Raw genomic sequence first — 17,892 nt, 5'->3', positions numbered from 1 at the left:
GCGTCACAGAACGAGCCATTCCGACCCCTGCTTCTTTCGAACGCCTGGAATGGCGTGTAGTGCGTCCTCAACCTGGCGGGCACTATGCTCGGCGGCAATTTGGTCAAACTCTGCCAGGAACGATTGAAATACATCCAACAGTTCTTCAGCATCCTCCGGCAGTTCTTCAGATTCGACGATTTCGCGCCACATGCTTGCAGCGTTTAGAGGTACGCCCTCCGGGACTTCGAATGCTGTTTCCTGTGGAGATCCTTCGGCTTCATCTTCTTTGAAATCAGGCGCCGAAGAGGCATCCGACAACGCGAATATGTTCGCCTGCTGCTCTTCGCCCAACAGGTCAGTGTCGCCCAAGGGAGCTTCATACTCTTCCTCGCGCTCGCTCGTTGCCATCAATGCGGTAATCGATGAAACGACATCTGACCCGGGTCTATCAATTTCTTTAGCGCTGGCATTGTCCAGTTCGGCACCGCTCGGTCGAGGTTGTTCAGTGGCTTGCGCCTCGAACTCATGTTGTGTTTGATAATCCGATGGCGCCTCATCTGAACCGTCGATCTTGAATACTACAAAAGCGTCATCTTCGACGCCAAGTGTGTCTTCGCGACTTTCATCCGCCAAAGCGAACTCAACCGAGGTTTCCAATTCGATCGCATCGTCGGTATCCGCGATACCGCTTTCGATGTAATCGTTCGACACCGCATTTTCTTTCAGAAGTCTGAACGGATGCCGCTCAGACTCGTCGGGACTCGGCCCATTGCTGGTGTTCAACAACGTACTTGTTTGCAACCGGAATACCGAGCGCAGTTCATCCTCTGGTGGCACGGATTCGGAACCGGCTGTGATTTCGCGGGTCGCAACCTGTTCGCGCATTCTGTCGGCTTCTTCAGCACCGATCCGCGAGCGACTCGTTTCTGGCTGGTCGTCGTCAGCGCGTCGCTGTATGCGCGCCGGACGGACAGGCATCACCTGCGCGAATGAGTTGTGCTTAGGCTCTGTCGTGCTTACTAGGCTCCGATTCACCTGATACCTTGTCAATATCTCCGCCCGGGTGTTCATAATGCTCTCGGTGATCTCCAGAAAACTGTCGATCATTTTTCCGCCGCCACTTCGGACCCAAAGATCGGAATCGCCTGTGTGATCGCGAGCAATGATCGCGTCCTTGGCAGAAAACAGAATCGTACGATTGAAAAGGTGTCCGGCTTCGCGATTTACCCGGCGCAAAACCTTTTGACGATCTTTTGCATCCAAAGCATCCGCCCGCGTGACCAGCAAAAGCGAATTGTGATGCAAACGCTCTGGCAAAGAAACCCAGGTAGCACGTTCGGTTTCACGCCAGGCTTGGGTGGAATGAGTGCACCAGATCACACCATTCGCTTGCCCTACGGCACGTTCCCACACGTCTGCCGAGATCTTGGGGTCAGAAATGCCCGGTGTATCGATCAGATCGACGGCCTCGAGAATGTCCGCCTTCAGAAAGATCCGGATAAATTGCGCATCATCCATGCCAACCTGATCCAGTTGATCAAGCTCAATCTCGTATTTGCTGCCGTCGTGACAAACGACATATGCAGGTTTGTTTCCCCAAGAAAACCAAACCGGAGGCAACTGAGTGGCCGTAACTTGCGTCGGCAATGTGTTCTTTCGTACGAGAAAATTTAACAGCGTCGATTTCCCAGCGCTGAATTCGCCCATCAAGGCAAACACCGGCTTGCGGCGGGCCCATCGCTCGATACGTTTCCGCTTTAGGGGCGTGACGAAGCGGATATTGTTTTCTTTAGCCATATTTCTTCTTACGCTGCTTCGTTGCTTAGATCTTTCAGGATATCTCCTAGGATCTCATCCCGGGATCTCTCCGGTTGGAAACCAGCGGCCAATGCGGCTCGCCGATCAGGATTCTGGTCCCCAGACTGCGAGATGTCCAAAAGGGTTTCTTTTTGCTCGCGCATAAACTCGTCCAAGTTCGCGCGGACATTTTCCAACACCGAAGCAATCTGGTTTTCTTCGATATCCTTGGTAATCGATTGGGCTTCGGCAGCGATCAGGCGCGTATAGTCCGCTGCGTACGCTTCGAACCCTTTGCGCCGTTGCCACCAACGGCGCCACCACGTGCTTTGCAGATCAAGCGCAATCGTGCGCCCAATAGCAAGCGGGGGTGGAACGCGAGGAACAATCGGAGCCTCAATGCTGAACTCACCCAAATGGTTTCCCAACAGCTTGTGATAGACCGCCTCGAAATCCTTGGCCGCGTCACCATAAAGCGCACCAACTTCTTTGCGCATGTTGCGGGCAAAGCTGAAATAGGCAGCTTTTTGCAAGGTACGTAAACCTGCTGGGTCATATTGCCATGTACCCTGTTCGCCATTCTCTTCCAGATGAGCAATCAACGAGTCGGTGGCGCGTTTGACAAAATTCTCTTCCGCCGCGGCGAGGCGTTGCATTACCTTCTGGCGCATCCCAGCTGTCAGTACAGAAGCCTTTTCTTCGTATTCGGAAAGAACCTTGGAAACAGCTTCATCCGGCGACAACCCATCCAGATCGCGAACGATGCCCTCTTCGGCGCCCGACATGTTCTTAGCAACGGATGTTGCACGAATCTGACTGGCAATATTGCGAGCACGATGGCGCACCCGATCAATAAGGCGCGCACCCGCTCCTTCGGCGATCCGTTCGTTGATGGCCAGTAGTAAGTCTGGAAGACCCGACAGCGCCCAGATTTTGTCCAGTGATGCACTGGCCGGATCGAATCCGGCGGCCAAATACAGCGTGTTCAGCGATCTGTGGGACTCTTCCGTCAACAGGTCAGCATTTCCGGTTAACGCCGCCTCGGCCCAAATAGCGCTGCCGAACACGACGCTGGTTTCTTCGCTGATATTGTTCTGTTTAAGTGTCTGGTTGATACGCTCGCGGATTTCGGGAACCTGATTAACAGGGTCGGCCAGTTCATCAATCCGGTTGATAAACAGGATGATCTGGCGGTTCTCGAATTGCGAGATAATCCGCATCAATGCCACATCCATCGTTGTCAGCGCCTGGCTGGCAGCCAAAACCACAACACACACCTCAGAGCCGCGCAGACTGCGCAGCGTAATCTGTTCGCGTACCATGAACGTATCGTTAACGCCGGGCGTATCGCATAACTTTAGAGATATCGGATATTGTGGCAGATCAAGGTACAACTCTGCTGCTTTGGTTACGTCCGCGAAACGGCCAGTGTTTGGGTTGATATCCGGATCGTCCTCGTCACCAAGGCATACATAGCGCTGAACCAATTCCTCGTCGAAATAGTCATATTGGTGGTGCTGACCCAGAATCAGGTCGAAATGTTTGCCCAACCGTTCTTCAGACTTGGCCTTCATTTCAGCGATCTGGCGGCGGATGTCTTCCATTTCGTCATCTGCACCGGCACGGTTGGCCAACTCACCCAATCGGCCACCTCCAACCATAAGATTGTCCCACTCTTCCTGATCGAAGAAAGTGAATTTCGCCTTGGTGCTGCCCGGGGGCATGGTGTTGATATTCAGCGTCGTGACGACCGATGTCCAGGGGTTCACATCCGAGGGCAGCAAACCGGGCCGTCCCGTCAAGATGTTAACGACAGTCGACTTACCCGCTTTTACCTGACCGACAAATGTGACACTTGCTACAAAGTTTTCCATCCGACCCTTGAGCGTAGCCAACCGGGCCGACGAGCGCGCATCAGCTACCTCGGTCAACTGGTCTATCTGCGTCGTCAGAGCTGTCATTGCCGATTTCATCGGCGTTAACGCCTCATTGCCGACAGATAGCAGATGGTCGTTGCGCGCCATTTTTACCCTCCAATTCCCCTCACTACATTCCCCGAGTCTTTCTGCGCGCCAATACGCCCCGCAAAAAGGTTGGCCGGCGCTTCGATCCGTGCAATCAGGTCTAACACATCACTTAACATATCGGCTTCGGTCTTCGGGTTGAATGTTGCCACTGCTTCAGAATCGGCCAGCACTTCGATTGAGCGGAAGCGTGACCCGTTTTCAAGACTAGCAACACGTTGGCCCGTCGGGAAGCCTTGGGATTTTTTTCCGGGCAACGGCATACTGGAGTTTGCCAGCAAGTATTTTTCACCTGAATGGGTGCAAAGCGATATGCCAAATCCCGTTCTTGGATACCGTCTGTTCAATGCCTTCAATTCCGAGATGAAACTTTCACGCGCCAGGAAAACTGCCTCTTCCTCTGCGGCCATACGGTTCAACTGCTCGCTCACGACAGATACCCTTTACTAAGGAGTGGAGTGGATACTGGCACATTTGCCCCGAATGGAAGGACAGACTCGTTTACTCCTAACTACGAGCATCGCGCTCAACACGGTGTTTGTTTGGCGTGATTGAGAATTTTTGACGTCGGAAATGAGGCGGAATTGCGCGAGGAGTGACTATGGCGGAACTCAACGGTCCAATCGACCCCATGGAATCCTCGCATTTCGGCAAGCCATTGGCTGCGTAAACAATACCGAAACCATCATGCCGACGGATCAACGGTCAGGGATGCACCAAACAATAACTTGGCCAGTCAGAGGAGGCTATTCAACATCACTTACTAAAAAATTAGTTTGACAAAATGCAAGGCAATCGCAAATGCTACTAGTCATCCGGCCTCGGCTGGAAAAAACATAACACTGGGAGGAGACAGATGAGGAAACATCTGCTTTCCGCAGTGGCGGTTGCCGCCGTCATTGCGGGACACGGCTATGCTATGGCTGACGAAGCCGCGGCAACACGCTGGATCGACGACGAGTTCCAACCATCGACCTTGTCAAAAGATGAACAAATGGCCGAGATGAAGTGGTTCATCGACGCCTCAGGCCCCTATTCCGGGATGGAAATCAACGTCCTTTCCGAGGGCATTCCAACCCATTCATATGAAGCGGAAGTGCTGACCAAGGCGTTCGAAGAGATTACCGGCATCAAGGTCAATCACCAGATTCTTGGTGAAGGCGAAGTCGTTCAGGCTGTTCAGACCCAAATGCAGACCGGCAGGAACCTTTATGACGGCTATGTCAACGACAGTGACTTGATCGGCACCCACTCGCGCCTGCAACTGGCCTACAATCTTACCGAAATGATGGGCGGCGATTGGGCCGCAACGACATCGCCGACGCTGGATCTGGATGACTTTATGGGAATCCAGTTTACCACCGGCCCGGATGGCAATTTGTATCAGTTGCCTGACCAACAGTTCGCGAACCTGTATTGGTTCCGCAAAGACTGGTTCGACCGCGAAGACCTGAAGGCTGCTTTCAAAGAAAAGTATGGCTATGACTTGGGCGTTCCGGTCAACTGGTCGGCCTACGAGGACATTGCTGAATTCTTCACCAATGACGTGAAGGAGGTTGATGGTGTCACGATCTATGGCCACATGGATTACGGCAAGCGTGCACCTGACCTCGGTTGGCGCATGACCGATGCGTGGCTGTCAATGGCGGGCGCTGGGGACAAAGGCGAGCCCAACGGCATTCCGGTCGACGAATGGGGCATCCGAATGGAAGCGGGTACCTGCAATCCTGTTGGCGCTAGCGTGTCGCGCGGTGGTGCAGCCAACGGCCCGGCCGCAGTCTATGCGATCCGCAAATGGGATGAATGGCTGCGAAATTATGCGCCTCCGGGCGCCGCGTCGTATGACTTTTACCAATCGCTGCCGGCGTTGTCTCAGGGCAATGTCGCTCAGCAGATCTTCTGGTACACCGCATTCACTGCAGACATGGTCAAGCCGAAGTCTGAAGGCAACAACACTGTAGATGATGACGGTACTCCACTGTGGCGGATGGCACCCAGCCCGCATGGTCCATACTGGGAAGAAGGCCAAAAGGTCGGATATCAGGATGTGGGGTCATGGACCTTTCTCAAATCCACACCGCCTGACCGGGCGCAAGCAGCTTGGCTCTATGCACAGTTCGTCACTTCCAAGACTGTTGACGTCAAGAAAAGCCATGTCGGTCTGACTTTCATTCGTGACTCTTCCGTCCGGCATGAAAGCTTTACCGAACGCGCACCGAAGCTGGGTGGTCTCGTAGAGTTTTATCGCTCGCCTGACCGCGTGGCCTGGTCGCCGACTGGCATCAACGTCCCGGACTATCCGAAGCTGGCCCAGATCTGGTGGCAGCAGATCGGTGACGTGAACTCTGGCGCTTTCACCCCACAAGAGGCGATGGATCGTCTGGCCGAAGAGATGGACATCACCATGGCGCGGATGCAGGCAGCCGACGAAAGCGCTGGCGTTTACGGCGGGTGCGGACCACGTCTGAACGAACCGCAGGACGATGCATTCTGGCTGGAAAAGCCCGGTTCCCCGAAAGCGAAACTGGAAAACGAAAAGCCGCAAGGTCAGACCGTGAACTATGACGATCTGGTGGCGCGCTGGCAGTCCCAATAACGCGAAACAGGGGTCGCCAGTCGGCTGGCGATCCCAACCAAACAAGACAAGCCCAACGACCTGATGCGAAGCGTTGGGATATCGGGACTGGAAATCACGGAAATGATTGAACTTCACGACGTCTCCAAACGTGTCGGTCAGGTGACGCATATCAAACCTACAACACTCAAATTAAAGTCCGGACACTTCAATGTCTTGCTGGGCGCCACAGGTTCGGGCAAAACTTCACTGATCAAAATGATGGCAGGCCTCGACCCACTGGCTGGCGGGCGCATCGTGATGGATGGGCTGGACGTAACTCGGCTAAACACGCAAAAGCGCAACATCAGTCTCGTCCACCAGTTCTTTGTTAACTATCCGCATTTGACAGTGTTTGAAAATATTGCCTCGCCGCTACGCGTCGCAGGGATGGCAAAAAGCGAAATTGACGCGCGCGTGCAAGAGGCCGCCAACCTGTTGCAGCTGCTCCCGATGCTTGGCCGTCGTCCTCAGGAACTGTCCGGGGGCCAACAGCAAAGAACAGCCTTGGCACGTGCAATTGCAAAAGAATCTCGCGCCGTATTTCTGGACGAACCGCTTGCCAACCTTGACTACAAACTGCGTGAAGAACTGCGGGAACAACTGCCAGAGTTGTTTGCTGGCCGCGGTGCGGTGGTTGTGTATGCAACCTCAGAACCGGAAGAGGCGCTGTTGCTTGGCGGGCAGACGGCGCTTATGGCGGACGGTTGCGTCACGCAGTTCGGTCCAACTTCCGAGATTTACCGAAATCCGGAAAATCTGGCCGCCGCACAAGTCTTTTCTGATCCACCGATCAACTCAGCCCACATATCCAAATTTGGCTTAGAGGCAATTCTCGATGGCGGGGCGCGCTGGACTTTGGCAGGAGCAGCTGCGGAACTGCCTGATGGAGACTACACGGTTGCCATACGTCCCCATCGTGTAACGCCGAACCGTTCGAATGCGAGCGACGTTGAATTGAAGGGACGGATCATCGTGACAGAATTGTCGGGTTCGGATTCCAGCGCTCATTTTCAACTGAGCGATCAGTCTTGGGTCTCGCTGGCCCCCGGTGTTCACCCTTATCGCGTCGGTGAAGATCACACATTCTTTATGAACCCGTCCCATTGCAGGTATTTCGGCCAGGACGGGAGGCGGGTGGCCTGACATGGCACAGATCAAGCTATCTAACCTGAAACACAGCTACTTCCCAAACCCCTCAGGGCCTCAAGACTATGCGCTGAAGGAAATCGACGTGACATGGCGCGACGGCGGCGCCTATGCATTGCTGGGCCCGTCGGGTTGTGGGAAAACCACTCTACTCAACATCATTTCAGGTCTTTTGACCCCATCCGAAGGTCAGGTTCTGTTCGATGATCAAGACGTAACCATGCTTCAACCGGATCAGAGGAACATTGCACAGGTGTTTCAGTTTCCGGTGATCTACGACACCATGACCGTCCGCGAAAACCTGGCCTTTCCACTGAAAAACAGAGGAGTTGATGCTGCAACGATCGAACGCCGGGTCGGTGAGATCTCTGAAATGCTGGAAGTCACGCATTTGCTGAACACTCGTGCCGCCAATCTCAGCCCGGACAACAAACAGAAGATTTCGATGGGACGTGGCCTCGTCAGGCAAGATGTAAATGTCGTCATGTTTGACGAACCTCTGACGGTGATCGACCCGCATCTGAAATGGAAGCTGCGCTCCAAGCTCAAGGAACTGCATCAAAGAGTCCGGGCGACGATGATCTATGTCACCCACGACCAAACCGAGGCGCTAACCTTTGCTGACGAGGTTGTTGTTATGAAAGACGGAGAGGTTGTTCAGATCGGCACGCCGGTTGAACTGTTCGAGCGGCCCCAACATACATTTGTCGGACACTTCATCGGCTCGCCCGGCATGAATGTCTTGCCGTGTGAAATCACCGGGAACAAAGCCATATTCGAGGGGCATCCGGTCGAACTCGAAGGTCCAGTTATCGACGGCAGTGGCGATGTCAAACTCGGCATTCGACCGGAATACGTGTCGATAGGAGGCACAGGAATCCCGGCGCAAGTGACAAAAGTTGCGGATGTGGGTCGTCACTTTGTCGTCGATGCCATCGTCGGAGGCTCTACGTTGAAAGCCGTGAGTGATCGTTCTGCCCCGGAACCCGGCTCCGTTATTCACCTTCAATTCCTCCCAGAGAAGACCCGCATCTATCGCGATGGCTGGATCGCCACTACGGAGCGCGCATCATGAGAACGGAAAACCAAAAGGCCTGGTTCTTTGTCCTGCCGGTTCTATTGCTGGTGGCCTTTAACGCACTGGTGCCGATGATGACAGTAGTCAACTATTCGGTGCAGGAGACCTTTGGTAACAATCAGTTCTTCTGGGAGGGACTGGGTTGGTTCGAACAGATTCTGCGGTCCGACAGGTTTCAGGCTGCGCTAGGGCGGCAATTCCTATTCACTGCGCTGATCCTTTCAATCGAGGTGCCGCTTGGGATAATCGTCGCGCTATCCATGCCCCGAAAAGGATTTTGGGTGCCAGTCTGTCTGGTGCTGATGGCCCTGCCGATGCTGATTCCATGGAACGTGGTCGGCTCGATGTGGAACATCTTCACCCTGCCCAAAATCGGTCTTCTGGGATACTTCCTGAATGACGTCCTGGGCATCAACTATGACATGACGCAACAGCCGCTTTCAGCCTGGATCACCGTCATCGTCATGGACGTCTGGCACTGGACCTCGCTGGTCGTGCTACTGTGTTATGCAGGCCTTGTGTCGATCCCCGACGCCTATTACCAGGCCGCCAAAATTGACGGTGCATCGCCATGGAAGGTGTTCCGTTACATCCAATTGCCCAAGATGAAGACGGTTCTGACTATCGCCGTCTTGCTGCGGTTTATGGACAGTTTCAACATTTATACCGAACCCTTTGTGCTGACCGGCGGCGGCCCCGGCAATTCGACCACCCTTTTGTCAATCGACCTTGTGAAGATTGCTCTGGGACAGTTCGATCTTGGTCCTGCGGCGGCGATGAGCCTGATTTATTTCGCAATCACGTTGCTTGTCAGCTGGATCTTCTACACTCTGATGACAAAGGATGATGCCCAATGAGAAAGCGGTCCATTGTTCCGATACTCTATATCGCCTTCCTGATGTTGCCGATCTATTGGCTGGTGGCGATGAGTTTCAAGACAACAAACGAAATCCTGTCGGGGTTTTCGCTCTTCCCGCAAACGTTCACGCTGGACAACTACAAGACGATCTTCACAGATCCGACGTGGTATTGGGGCTATATCAATTCCATCCTTTATGTCTCGCTGAATACGATCCTTTCGGTAAGCGTCGCCCTGCCAGCGGCCTATGCCTTTTCGCGCTACAGGTTCCTGGGCGACAAGCAGTTGTTTTTTTGGCTGCTAACCAACCGTATGGCACCGGCTGCGGTCTTTGCTTTGCCGTTCTTTCAGCTGTATTCGTCCCTGCGCCTGTTCGACACGCATTTGGCCGTGGCTCTGGCACATACACTCTTCAACGTCCCGCTGGCGGTCTGGATCCTCGAAGGTTTCATGCGCGGCATCCCGAAGGAGCTGGACGAAACGGCTTATGTCGACGGATATACCTTTCCACATTTCTTCCTGAAGATATTTCTGCCCAACATCAAGGCGGGCGTCGGTGTCGCCGCGTTCTTCTGTTTCATGTTTTCCTGGGTCGAAATGCTGCTGGCGAAAACCCTGACCGCGGTTGAGGCCAAACCCATTGCGGCCGTCATGACACGCACGGCCTCAAGCGCTGGATACGAACTTGGTCTTTTGGCTGCAGCCGGAACTTTGACGATCATTCCAGGCGCAATCGTCATCTGGTTCGTCCGAAACTACATCGCGCGCGGTTTCGCGTTGGGACGAGTATGAGGGACACAATGAAAAAACTTGCCGTTTCTCTCTTCTTTCTCGCACCCGATTTTGCTCGTGCGCAAGCCAAGACCGGATGGGGGAATGTCGGGCAACAGGAAGAAAAAGGGTTCGCCTGGACAGACCCGCTCTGGCCGGACTTCTGGATGGCTTGGACCCCAGCAACACTCGCCGTCTTCATTGGTATTTTCAGCGCGATCGCCTTGATTGGTATCCTTGAAGTCACCCGCTATCCCGACGGTGTTGAACGGCGCGGTGTGCTGGGACTAACCACAACGCTTGGGGATCGGTTATTCATTTCTCTATTGGGGTCGTCCTATATATTCCTGGCTTGGCTTGGCCTGTTTGGACAGCCTATCTGGATCCCGCTTTTCATTGCGATTTGCTGGGGTATCTTCGTGTTTTGGAAAGTTTAAACTTTGTTACCGAAGGAAACGGTGCTTTTCTGAAAGGACGAGCAAAAATTGGCGAATGAACACCGATCCATGAGAAAAAGAAAAAGCGGCAACCTTCTGACCGAAGTCGAACTGGAGTTTATGAATGAACTCTGGGGTCTGGGCGAAGGCTCTGTTCGAGATGTGTTGGACCGGCTGCCACCGGAGCGTGATCTCGCATACACTTCCGGTGCGACAATCCTGCGGATTCTGGATGAGAAGGGTTTTGTGGCCAGCCGCAAAGAAGGGAAGTCCCTCATTTACAAACCGCTTTTGGATAAAGACAGATATCAGGCTCGGTCACTTCAGAACTTGTCAAGGACACTGTTCGACAACACACCCGCGACGCTTGTTGCGCGGCTGGTCGACGATGCAGGCCTGACAGAGACCGATCTCGAGGAAATTCGGGCATTGGTGGAGAGGAGACTGCAAAATGACAGCGGTTAGACCGGTTCTCGACGTCTATATCGACTTGAATATCACTCTTTTTCTTGCGTCCATGATTTGGGGCTTTGCCAAGCTGGTGTTCAAACTCAAACCCCTACGATTTGCGTATCCGGCGCAGCTTGGAATCCTCAAAGCGTTGTTCATCTGTGTGCTACTCAGCCCGTTTCTGGCAATCGCTACGGAAATGATAGCGGGCAACTTTTGGTCTGGCGGTTCTTTGGCCGTAAGCGATCTGGCTGTAGCAGCCTATCTACGCGGTGAAATTGCAATACCGGCAACAGATTTCGAAGCATTGTTAAACACTCGCAATCGTTGGATCGAAGGCTTGGCTTCGGGCGGTTTTGTCGCTGCGTCACTGTTTCTGACAACCTTGGCGCTAGGGGCAATGCTCATGGCAGCCCGTGCAGTTCGTTCGGCGACTTGTATCCACCAAACAATCCGGGATAGTTTCTTGTGGCGTCGGACCGCACGCGTTGACGTGCGCGTTTCGGATCGCGTCACAATTCCATACGCCGTTCGCGGCATACTACGTCGCCACGTCGTACTGCCGAGCGATTTGCTTTCAAATCCAAAGGAGTTGAAATTCGCGCTTGCGCACGAGTTCCAGCATTTGCGCGAAGGCGATGTGGAGTGGGAACTTGCCTTTGAAATCCTGCGTCCCGTCTTTTTTTGGAACCCAGCTTTCTTGGTATTCAAACATCAGTTCGAAAGACTGCGTGAACTGGCATGCGATCAATCAGTGATCGTCCGGCGCGATCTGGATGCGAGGGACTATTCCCGTTGTCTGCTGAACATCTGCTCGCGCAGCATATCTCAAGATGGACCTAAGGTAATGAATGTGGCCTTGGTAAATGGCAGCAAAGCAAAAAACGCGTTACGCCAACGGGTTCTAGCACTTCATCATGTACCTAGCTCTGTTTCAAGCGGTCACAACGCGGTTTTGTCCATGACATTCCTTTTTGCCATAATTCTGGCGATCGGCACCGCGTCCCTAAAGCCCTCCGAAGATTGGAGTCACGACCGCCTTATGCTCTCGACCATAGTAAACTTAGAGCGGCTTGAAGCCATTCGCGCCAATAGCAACTGAGAACACAATCAGAAGATCAAAACCACTGATCTTCATGCGGGTGGAATGTCTGATGAACGAGTGCGTGACTTGGTGAGGCAATCGGATGTTCAAATTGACCTGAGCATCCAAACGGTACCCCGTCATACATGTACAGGAGTTCGGTATCAAAAACCGGCAACAAGTTTGAATCCCGTGCTTTAGTAACCAGACACTAGGTCCGCCGCGCTGGATACCCGCGACAATCGTTGATCACTGTGAAGAACGAAGTTGAGACGGCGACCTCGAAATTTGCAAAACCAAGCCTAAGAACTTCGGGTGAGACAAATCAAATTAAAAGGTTGCGCTGCCTTAAGGTGCGGACAGCCACGATGTGGCTGTCCGCAATTGTTGATTACTCGGCTGCTGCCGTTGCAATACGGTCTCGTTGGCTATCGCGGAACAGTGCCTTGGCGAGAGCGACGCACATCAACCCCATGACCATCGTGAACGGCAATGCGCCGATGATCATTGCGCTCTTAAGTGCTTCCATGGGGTCCGCGCCACCATTGGTTTTGCCAGCTATCAGCAATGTGCCGATCACCAGGGTCAGGATGACACCCCATACGATCTTGTGCTTGTTGCCAATGTTCTGGTCGCCACCAGACATGATGGTGTTCATAACCAGAATGCCCGAGTCAGCCGAAGTGACGAGGAAGGTCATAATCAACACCACGCACATCACGGTAACACCGGACAACAAGCCGCCCGAAATGATCTGTTCCAGTGTCACGAACAGTTTCGCGGTGTTTGACGCACCGATGATTGCGCCTTCGGCGACACCCGTAACTTCCATATCGATTGCAGTGCCGCCCAGAACGGTCATCCACGCAAAGCAGACCATCGCTGGTGCGAACACGCAGCCCACGATGAATTCACGCACGGAGCGACCCTTGGAGATGCGCGCAAGGAACAAACCAACAAACGGCGAGAACGCAATCCACCAGGCCCAGTAGAACGTAGTCCAACCCGCTTGCCAGCCGAATTGACGACCTGGCTCACCGGCGGCGTAGGTAGCAGCCAGAACCTCTTCGGGCAATGCAGCGGCGTCGCCTTCAAGGCCGGATTTGAAGCCGTCGAACGAGCCCCAAGCGTTGGTTGCTCCGCCACGCAGCGCGTCAGCGTATGGTGCCGCCTCTGCCGGAAGTGCTGCCGCAAAATCTGCAGAAGATTGCGGACCAAACGCACCGAAACTGAGCGAAACGTAATGCATCAGATAATCGACAAAAGCAGTTGCATAAGTCGTCATCGCAAACAGGAACGAACCGAATACGACAAAGGTCAGCAGCAGCAAAATCGACAGGACTAGGTTGAGGTTCGACAGATATTTCACGCCCCGACCCACGCCAGAAACAGCCGAGATGATCGACAGCCCCATGATGACCAACAGTCCGGAAATCAAACCAACGGTGCCAGGAGCCGGCGCTTCACCGGTCATGTCCATCATCCATTCCATTCCGGTAATGGCATACATACCGTCGATGAACTGCGAAACACCAAATCCGATGGTAACCGACACACCCAAAATGGTGGCAACGACACCAAGAACGTCAACGACATGTCCAAGGATGCCATTCAACATCTTGCCGAACAGTGGTGTCAGCGCGGAACGGATGGTCAGTGGCATGTTCCGGGTATAGGCGTAGTAGGCCAGCGATAGACCAGTCGCCACATAAATTGCCCAAGCGTGGAAGCCATAGTGCAGGAACGTATACCGGAAACCAGATTGGATTGCGGCTTCGGTATTGGCTTCTACCTGACCCGCCAGAACAACCGGGTTCGATCCCCAAAGTCCCATCGGTTCAGCGGTGGCGAAAACCATGAGGCCGACGCCCAGACCGGCGCCGAACATCATCGAGAACCATGAGAAATTGGAGAATTCTGGTTTCTCGCCCACAGGCCCCATGATCCGTCGACCCGTTTGAGGCAGCAGTGCAACCACAAGCAGGAAGAAAGAGAAGAAGCCGACGATGACAATGTAGAATGCATTGAAATCTTCAAGCAAACGCCAGTTCAGGCTGCCCAGAACGCCGTTGGCGTTCGCGGGCCAGACGAGTGCCCAGATTACAAGGCCGACCATGATAGCCTTACTCAGCAAAGCGATTTCGACGCTGTGCCCTTCATAAAAACCGCTTGCGGCCCTTTTTATCTGCAAGTCGGTGAAAGGTGGTTTGGATGACATGTGCTCCTCCCTGTTCGCACGTATTTGATAGTTTTATTGTAGGATCGTTCCTTTGGGCGGCGTCCATCCAAGGAGCATGCCGCGCGGCCTAGGTCATCAGGGCCTCAATTTTTTCCAGGGTTGCCATACTTACCGCCACACCCTCTTTTCGCGCAGCCACGCGCTTTGCGCGTCGGCCATCTCCGGGCAAATGTGCTCCGTCTTGATACCTTATCGCTTCCACAAGACCGGCAATACCTGCCGCAAAAGCGTCACCGGAGGTTATGTTTGCGTCAATGGCAATAAAGAACTGGCCGGTTTTGGGTGGTCCGCCCGCAGTTCCAGAGAAGGGTGAAGCGTGTATTCCCAATGTAGCCCCGGTCAGCGCCGCCGCCATGATTTCGGTCAGCAACGCGACTCCCACACCCTTGTAGCCGCCCGAAGGGGCCATCGAGCCCTTGAGGCCGATATTGGGATCGGTGGTTGGGTTTCCTTGGGGATCCAGCGCCCAGCCAACCGGAATCGCCTTGCCTTCACGGGCATGTTTCATGACTTCGCTTTTGGCAATGGTGCTTGCGCTCTGATCGATAAGCAAAGCGGGTTGACCGTCGGTGCCGGGCGCGGCAATGGAAAACGGGTTTGTACCAACAACTGGTTTTGCGCCACCTGACGGGGCGATTGAAGCCGGTGCATTGGTGAACCCAAGACCAACAAGACCCGCCTGCGCCAACCGATAGGTGTGATAACCCAAAACCCCACAGTTATAGCTGTTCCTGATCGCCAGAGCCGCAATCCCCTGCTCTCGGGCGGCCGGGATCAGTGCTTCGAAACCAAGATCAATTGCGGGGTGGGCAAAACCTGTCGCTGCATCGACTGTAATCACACCCGACCTTGGTCGCGCCAAGACAGGTTTTGCCTGACCGTCTACTTTTCCGCACTGCACGTGTTCACAATAGATCGGTATATAGGCAAGCCCGTGGCTGGCAACGCCATCCGCTTCGGTCGCGGCCGTTGCAATAGCGAGCGGACGCGCGTTCTCTTCCGACGTTCCGGCACCCACGAGGGCGCGAAATGATAATTCCTCGATTTCGGCGATAGTAAGAGCCCTGGTTTTTATCATCTTAATACCTCTTCAGTCGTTGTCGGATAGCCCGGCCCCTGCGCCCAGCAGGCGGGATTCATCGGATGCGGGAGCAAAAGTGCGATGAGCGAAACCGGTCAAAGTTGCCCAGTCCTCCGGATCCGGTTCCACGCGTGTGCATTGTTGTCGGTAAGGGACCGGTGCATCACCTTTTGAAACTGTGACTGACCGAGCCCGAACAGGGATGGCATCTGGTGAGGCCAAATTCACACCGTCCGTCACCACTTGAAGACCGTCGCAGTCAACTATCAGCGAGCAACCCAAAGTGCGCGCAGCAGCAGCGGCAAATGGCAACAGCAGTTCAGGGAGCGCAACGTCTCGCATCTTGATCGAACCAGATTTCAGCAGATGCGCACAATCGGACAAAAACGGCCCGGCTACCAATGGACAAAGATCCTCACTACCCTGCCATGAAGCTTCTATCTGCCGAGGGCTGTGCAAGATTGGATCCGACGCCAGATCCTGTTCCAACAGCCGAGCCAATACGCCAGCGCCATCAGATCCTTTTTCACAGAGCCAACGGGTCGCTTTCGATGCTTCTTCGGCTTGCCCCCAAGTATACCCAGCACCGCGAGTGGCGCGTTTGGCGGTGGCTTCGATTTCGTTCAAGGCGAAACTCATTTCTGCGCCTCCGGATAAACCCACAGGTCGGCGTTTTCAGTACTCAGGTCTTCGGGATAGGGCGCTCCCGCGTACATGCTGATCCGCACCCAGCGATCAGAGCGCGGGTCGAAATGTGTAGCTCCAAAGAAGGATAGCTTTGCCCGAAGCATGTCGATGGGCAACAGATCGGCGCCAATGGTGTTGTCCTGAATCTCGCCGTAAGGCGCGATCTGACGGATTTGAATACGACGGACGGTATGGCGGTGTTCGGGGTGCTCTAACAGAAATTCTGCCACCGGCTTTTTGCCGTCCCATTCTATCAACGCCTTGAAAGCAGCCGCAGCATCCCGGGCGGGGGCCAGAGGTTGCTCATACTCCTCAATCGGTTCCTCGAATCTTTCGCCAAGCCTCGGTTCCAGCTTTTCCTCGGACACATACCATGCGCGGGCACGGTTCTCAGGCACCTCCCAATTCACGGCCAGCGCCCAGTTGAACTGTTCTTCCAACAGTGCGCGCAGCCGCTCTACCGTCATTGACCCATCGATCCGGAAGGCGTCTGGATTGCTATCGGCCATACAATCAGCTAGGCCGTCGACTAGCTGCCCATAAGGCTCCAAGATCAGCGACGCGATCAGCTCTTGCCCTTCTTGACTGAGAACGCCTTCCGACCACTTGACGATCCGATCCCACGGGTACTGCTTGATCAGGCCGTCCTGAGAAAGATAGTCAGTTATCGCCGCAAGATCGCCAGACAATGCGGACAGCTTTTCGATCTGGATTGGATGCTCTGAACGCCACCAGGAAATCAACAATTTACTTCGTTCGAAGATTTCTCGAAAGGCCGAGGCCTCTTCCGCAGTTGCCGTTTCTACCGTACGGACGCGGACGATCGCCTCTTCACGTGCCAAAATCCAATTGTTGAACAGGACCGGATGGTTAATCAAATAGGGTGCCATACCCAATCCCGTGGAGTTACCAATCCCCAACCATTGGGCGATGGCCGGATCAAGATCGGCTGCCTGATCGCCTCCTCTCAAACGCGCCATATGCTGGACAAGATCCCGAACAAAGACGCGCGTCAGATATACTGAGAGCATTTCAGCCTGAAACGGAGCCTGCATTTCCGGTCGGTTGGCGATCTTTTCGCGATCAGCAGCGCCCAGTTTTCCCGAGCCATAAACCGCAGTCGTACGCATCAGATATCCGACGGCATAAGTCTTTTCAGGATCGGGCTGCCTCCCGGATGCCAGCGCAGTTACGAAATGCTCCCACAACCGAACTGACCGGTTGGCGCGCGAAACCGACAGTTCGCTTTCTGTAACCCGCCCCGCTTCCTGCAAGGGAATATTGCGAGACAATCGGTCAATGTCCTCGGCGCTGGGGATGCCGTCAAAAAGCGTGAACGTGGCATCCCAGGCTGTTGCGATAACCCGGTCCGAACGCATCTCTGGCGGCAGATCGTGAGCAAAGGCGACAAGTGAATACGCCCTTTCCGGCCCTTGCGCAGTATAAACAGCGCACCCGACACCATTGGCATCAATGTCGAACACTGGTCGCGAAAATGACCAGTTTTCTGCTGCCATGCGACGAGTCAGCTGCCGCATGAAGCTCAGCCGGCATTGATGTAGTGACCCAAGTCGCGAAAGCCGCATGACGATCGCGGGGTCTCGTCTGCTGATATGTGTCTTCGCCGGTGTTTCCATTTG

15 protein-coding genes are annotated in these 17,892 nt (G+C 54.2%); 8 read left to right on the top strand and 7 right to left on the bottom strand.

Annotated features, from left to right (window positions below):
* Positions 1–3: 3 nt before the first annotated feature.
* From ACR0LZ_RS19160 to ACR0LZ_RS19150, 3 genes are all read right to left on the bottom strand, one after another.
* A complete protein-coding gene (locus ACR0LZ_RS19160; protein WP_480751676.1) occupies positions 4–1,779 on the bottom strand; it encodes a dynamin family protein in 1,776 nt (591 codons plus the stop codon).
* An 8-nt stretch (positions 1,780–1,787) separates the two neighbouring features.
* Positions 1,788–3,653: a dynamin family protein gene (locus ACR0LZ_RS19155; RefSeq protein WP_480751703.1), complete on the bottom strand. Its 1,866-nt coding sequence runs from the start codon at positions 3,651–3,653 to the stop codon at positions 1,788–1,790.
* Between the two features lie 152 nt (positions 3,654–3,805).
* A complete protein-coding gene (locus ACR0LZ_RS19150; protein ID WP_480751674.1) occupies positions 3,806–4,234 on the bottom strand; it encodes a hypothetical protein in 429 nt (142 codons plus the stop codon).
* Positions 4,235–4,659: 425 nt separating this feature from the next.
* On the opposite strand from ACR0LZ_RS19150, the gene ACR0LZ_RS19145 reads away from it, so the two are divergent.
* From ACR0LZ_RS19145 to ACR0LZ_RS19110, 8 genes are all read left to right on the top strand, one after another.
* Complete coding sequence (locus tag ACR0LZ_RS19145; RefSeq protein ID WP_480751672.1) at positions 4,660–6,399, top strand: ABC transporter substrate-binding protein; 1,740 nt, start codon at positions 4,660–4,662, stop codon at positions 6,397–6,399.
* A 102-nt stretch (positions 6,400–6,501) separates the two neighbouring features.
* On the top strand, positions 6,502–7,563 hold the full coding sequence (locus ACR0LZ_RS19140; protein WP_480751670.1) for an ABC transporter ATP-binding protein: 1,062 nt from the start codon (positions 6,502–6,504) through the stop codon (positions 7,561–7,563).
* 1 nt (position 7,564) lies between these two features.
* Entirely contained in the window at positions 7,565–8,641 is a 1,077-nt protein-coding gene (locus tag ACR0LZ_RS19135) for an ABC transporter ATP-binding protein (RefSeq protein ID WP_480751668.1), read from the top strand.
* A complete protein-coding gene (locus ACR0LZ_RS19130) occupies positions 8,638–9,501 on the top strand; it encodes a carbohydrate ABC transporter permease (protein ID WP_480751667.1) in 864 nt (287 codons plus the stop codon). The genes ACR0LZ_RS19135 and ACR0LZ_RS19130 overlap by 4 nt, the downstream gene beginning before the upstream one ends.
* Positions 9,498–10,295 carry a carbohydrate ABC transporter permease gene (locus ACR0LZ_RS19125; RefSeq protein WP_480751665.1) on the top strand — a complete coding sequence of 266 codons (798 nt, stop codon included), beginning with the start codon at positions 9,498–9,500 and terminating at the stop codon, positions 10,293–10,295. Before ACR0LZ_RS19130 ends, ACR0LZ_RS19125 begins: the two co-directional genes overlap by 4 nt.
* Positions 10,296–10,303: 8 nt before the next feature.
* Positions 10,304–10,711 (top strand): DUF2160 domain-containing protein, encoded by a 408-nt coding sequence (locus ACR0LZ_RS19120; protein WP_480751664.1) that lies wholly within the window; start codon positions 10,304–10,306, stop codon positions 10,709–10,711.
* Positions 10,712–10,780: 69 nt separating this feature from the next.
* The gene (locus ACR0LZ_RS19115) at positions 10,781–11,176 is read left to right on the top strand and encodes a BlaI/MecI/CopY family transcriptional regulator (protein WP_480751702.1); all 396 of its coding nucleotides are present in this window, start codon (positions 10,781–10,783) and stop codon (positions 11,174–11,176) included.
* Entirely contained in the window at positions 11,163–12,263 is a 1,101-nt protein-coding gene (locus tag ACR0LZ_RS19110) for a M56 family metallopeptidase (protein WP_480751662.1), read from the top strand. Before ACR0LZ_RS19115 ends, ACR0LZ_RS19110 begins: the two co-directional genes overlap by 14 nt.
* Positions 12,264–12,636: 373 nt before the next feature.
* On the opposite strand, the gene ACR0LZ_RS19105 is transcribed toward ACR0LZ_RS19110, so the two are convergent.
* From ACR0LZ_RS19105 to ACR0LZ_RS19090, 4 genes are all read right to left on the bottom strand, one after another.
* Complete coding sequence (locus tag ACR0LZ_RS19105; protein ID WP_480751660.1) at positions 12,637–14,463, bottom strand: BCCT family transporter; 1,827 nt, start codon at positions 14,461–14,463, stop codon at positions 12,637–12,639.
* A gap of 88 nt (positions 14,464–14,551) precedes the next feature.
* Positions 14,552–15,562: an Ldh family oxidoreductase gene (locus ACR0LZ_RS19100; RefSeq protein ID WP_480751658.1), complete on the bottom strand. Its 1,011-nt coding sequence runs from the start codon at positions 15,560–15,562 to the stop codon at positions 14,552–14,554.
* Positions 15,563–15,574: 12 nt separating this feature from the next.
* Positions 15,575–16,204, bottom strand: coding sequence for a DUF3726 domain-containing protein (locus ACR0LZ_RS19095; RefSeq protein WP_480751657.1), 630 nt, complete (start codon positions 16,202–16,204; stop codon positions 15,575–15,577).
* On the bottom strand, positions 16,201–17,889 hold the full coding sequence (locus ACR0LZ_RS19090) for a hypothetical protein (RefSeq protein ID WP_480751655.1): 1,689 nt from the start codon (positions 17,887–17,889) through the stop codon (positions 16,201–16,203). Before ACR0LZ_RS19090 ends, ACR0LZ_RS19095 begins: the two co-directional genes overlap by 4 nt.
* Positions 17,890–17,892 lie beyond the last annotated feature (3 nt).

This window comes from Ruegeria sp. CI1, from assembly GCF_056536925.1.
This window is presented reverse-complemented; position numbering and strand designations above follow the sequence as displayed.

What these genes read in the sequence shown, in the direction of transcription:
- ACR0LZ_RS19115 (WP_480751702.1), top strand. Translation starts at nt 10,781, where the DNA reads ATGAGAAAAAGAAAAAGCGGCAACCTTCTGACCGAAGTCGAACTGGAG.
- ACR0LZ_RS19160 (WP_480751676.1), bottom strand. Translation starts at nt 1,779, where the DNA reads ATGGCTAAAGAAAACAATATCCGCTTCGTCACGCCCCTAAAGCGGAAA.
- ACR0LZ_RS19155 (WP_480751703.1), bottom strand. Translation starts at nt 3,653, where the DNA reads ATGGAAAACTTTGTAGCAAGTGTCACATTTGTCGGTCAGGTAAAAGCG.
- ACR0LZ_RS19135 (WP_480751668.1), top strand. Translation starts at nt 7,565, where the DNA reads ATGGCACAGATCAAGCTATCTAACCTGAAACACAGCTACTTCCCAAAC.
- ACR0LZ_RS19140 (WP_480751670.1), top strand. Translation starts at nt 6,502, where the DNA reads ATGATTGAACTTCACGACGTCTCCAAACGTGTCGGTCAGGTGACGCAT.
- ACR0LZ_RS19110 (WP_480751662.1), top strand. Translation starts at nt 11,163, where the DNA reads ATGACAGCGGTTAGACCGGTTCTCGACGTCTATATCGACTTGAATATC.
- ACR0LZ_RS19145 (WP_480751672.1), top strand. Translation starts at nt 4,660, where the DNA reads ATGAGGAAACATCTGCTTTCCGCAGTGGCGGTTGCCGCCGTCATTGCG.
- ACR0LZ_RS19130 (WP_480751667.1), top strand. Translation starts at nt 8,638, where the DNA reads ATGAGAACGGAAAACCAAAAGGCCTGGTTCTTTGTCCTGCCGGTTCTA.
- ACR0LZ_RS19100 (WP_480751658.1), bottom strand. Translation starts at nt 15,562, where the DNA reads ATGATAAAAACCAGGGCTCTTACTATCGCCGAAATCGAGGAATTATCA.
- ACR0LZ_RS19095 (WP_480751657.1), bottom strand. Translation starts at nt 16,204, where the DNA reads ATGAGTTTCGCCTTGAACGAAATCGAAGCCACCGCCAAACGCGCCACT.
- ACR0LZ_RS19090 (WP_480751655.1), bottom strand. Translation starts at nt 17,889, where the DNA reads ATGGAAACACCGGCGAAGACACATATCAGCAGACGAGACCCCGCGATC.
- ACR0LZ_RS19125 (WP_480751665.1), top strand. Translation starts at nt 9,498, where the DNA reads ATGAGAAAGCGGTCCATTGTTCCGATACTCTATATCGCCTTCCTGATG.
- ACR0LZ_RS19105 (WP_480751660.1), bottom strand. Translation starts at nt 14,463, where the DNA reads ATGTCATCCAAACCACCTTTCACCGACTTGCAGATAAAAAGGGCCGCA.
- ACR0LZ_RS19120 (WP_480751664.1), top strand. Translation starts at nt 10,304, where the DNA reads ATGAAAAAACTTGCCGTTTCTCTCTTCTTTCTCGCACCCGATTTTGCT.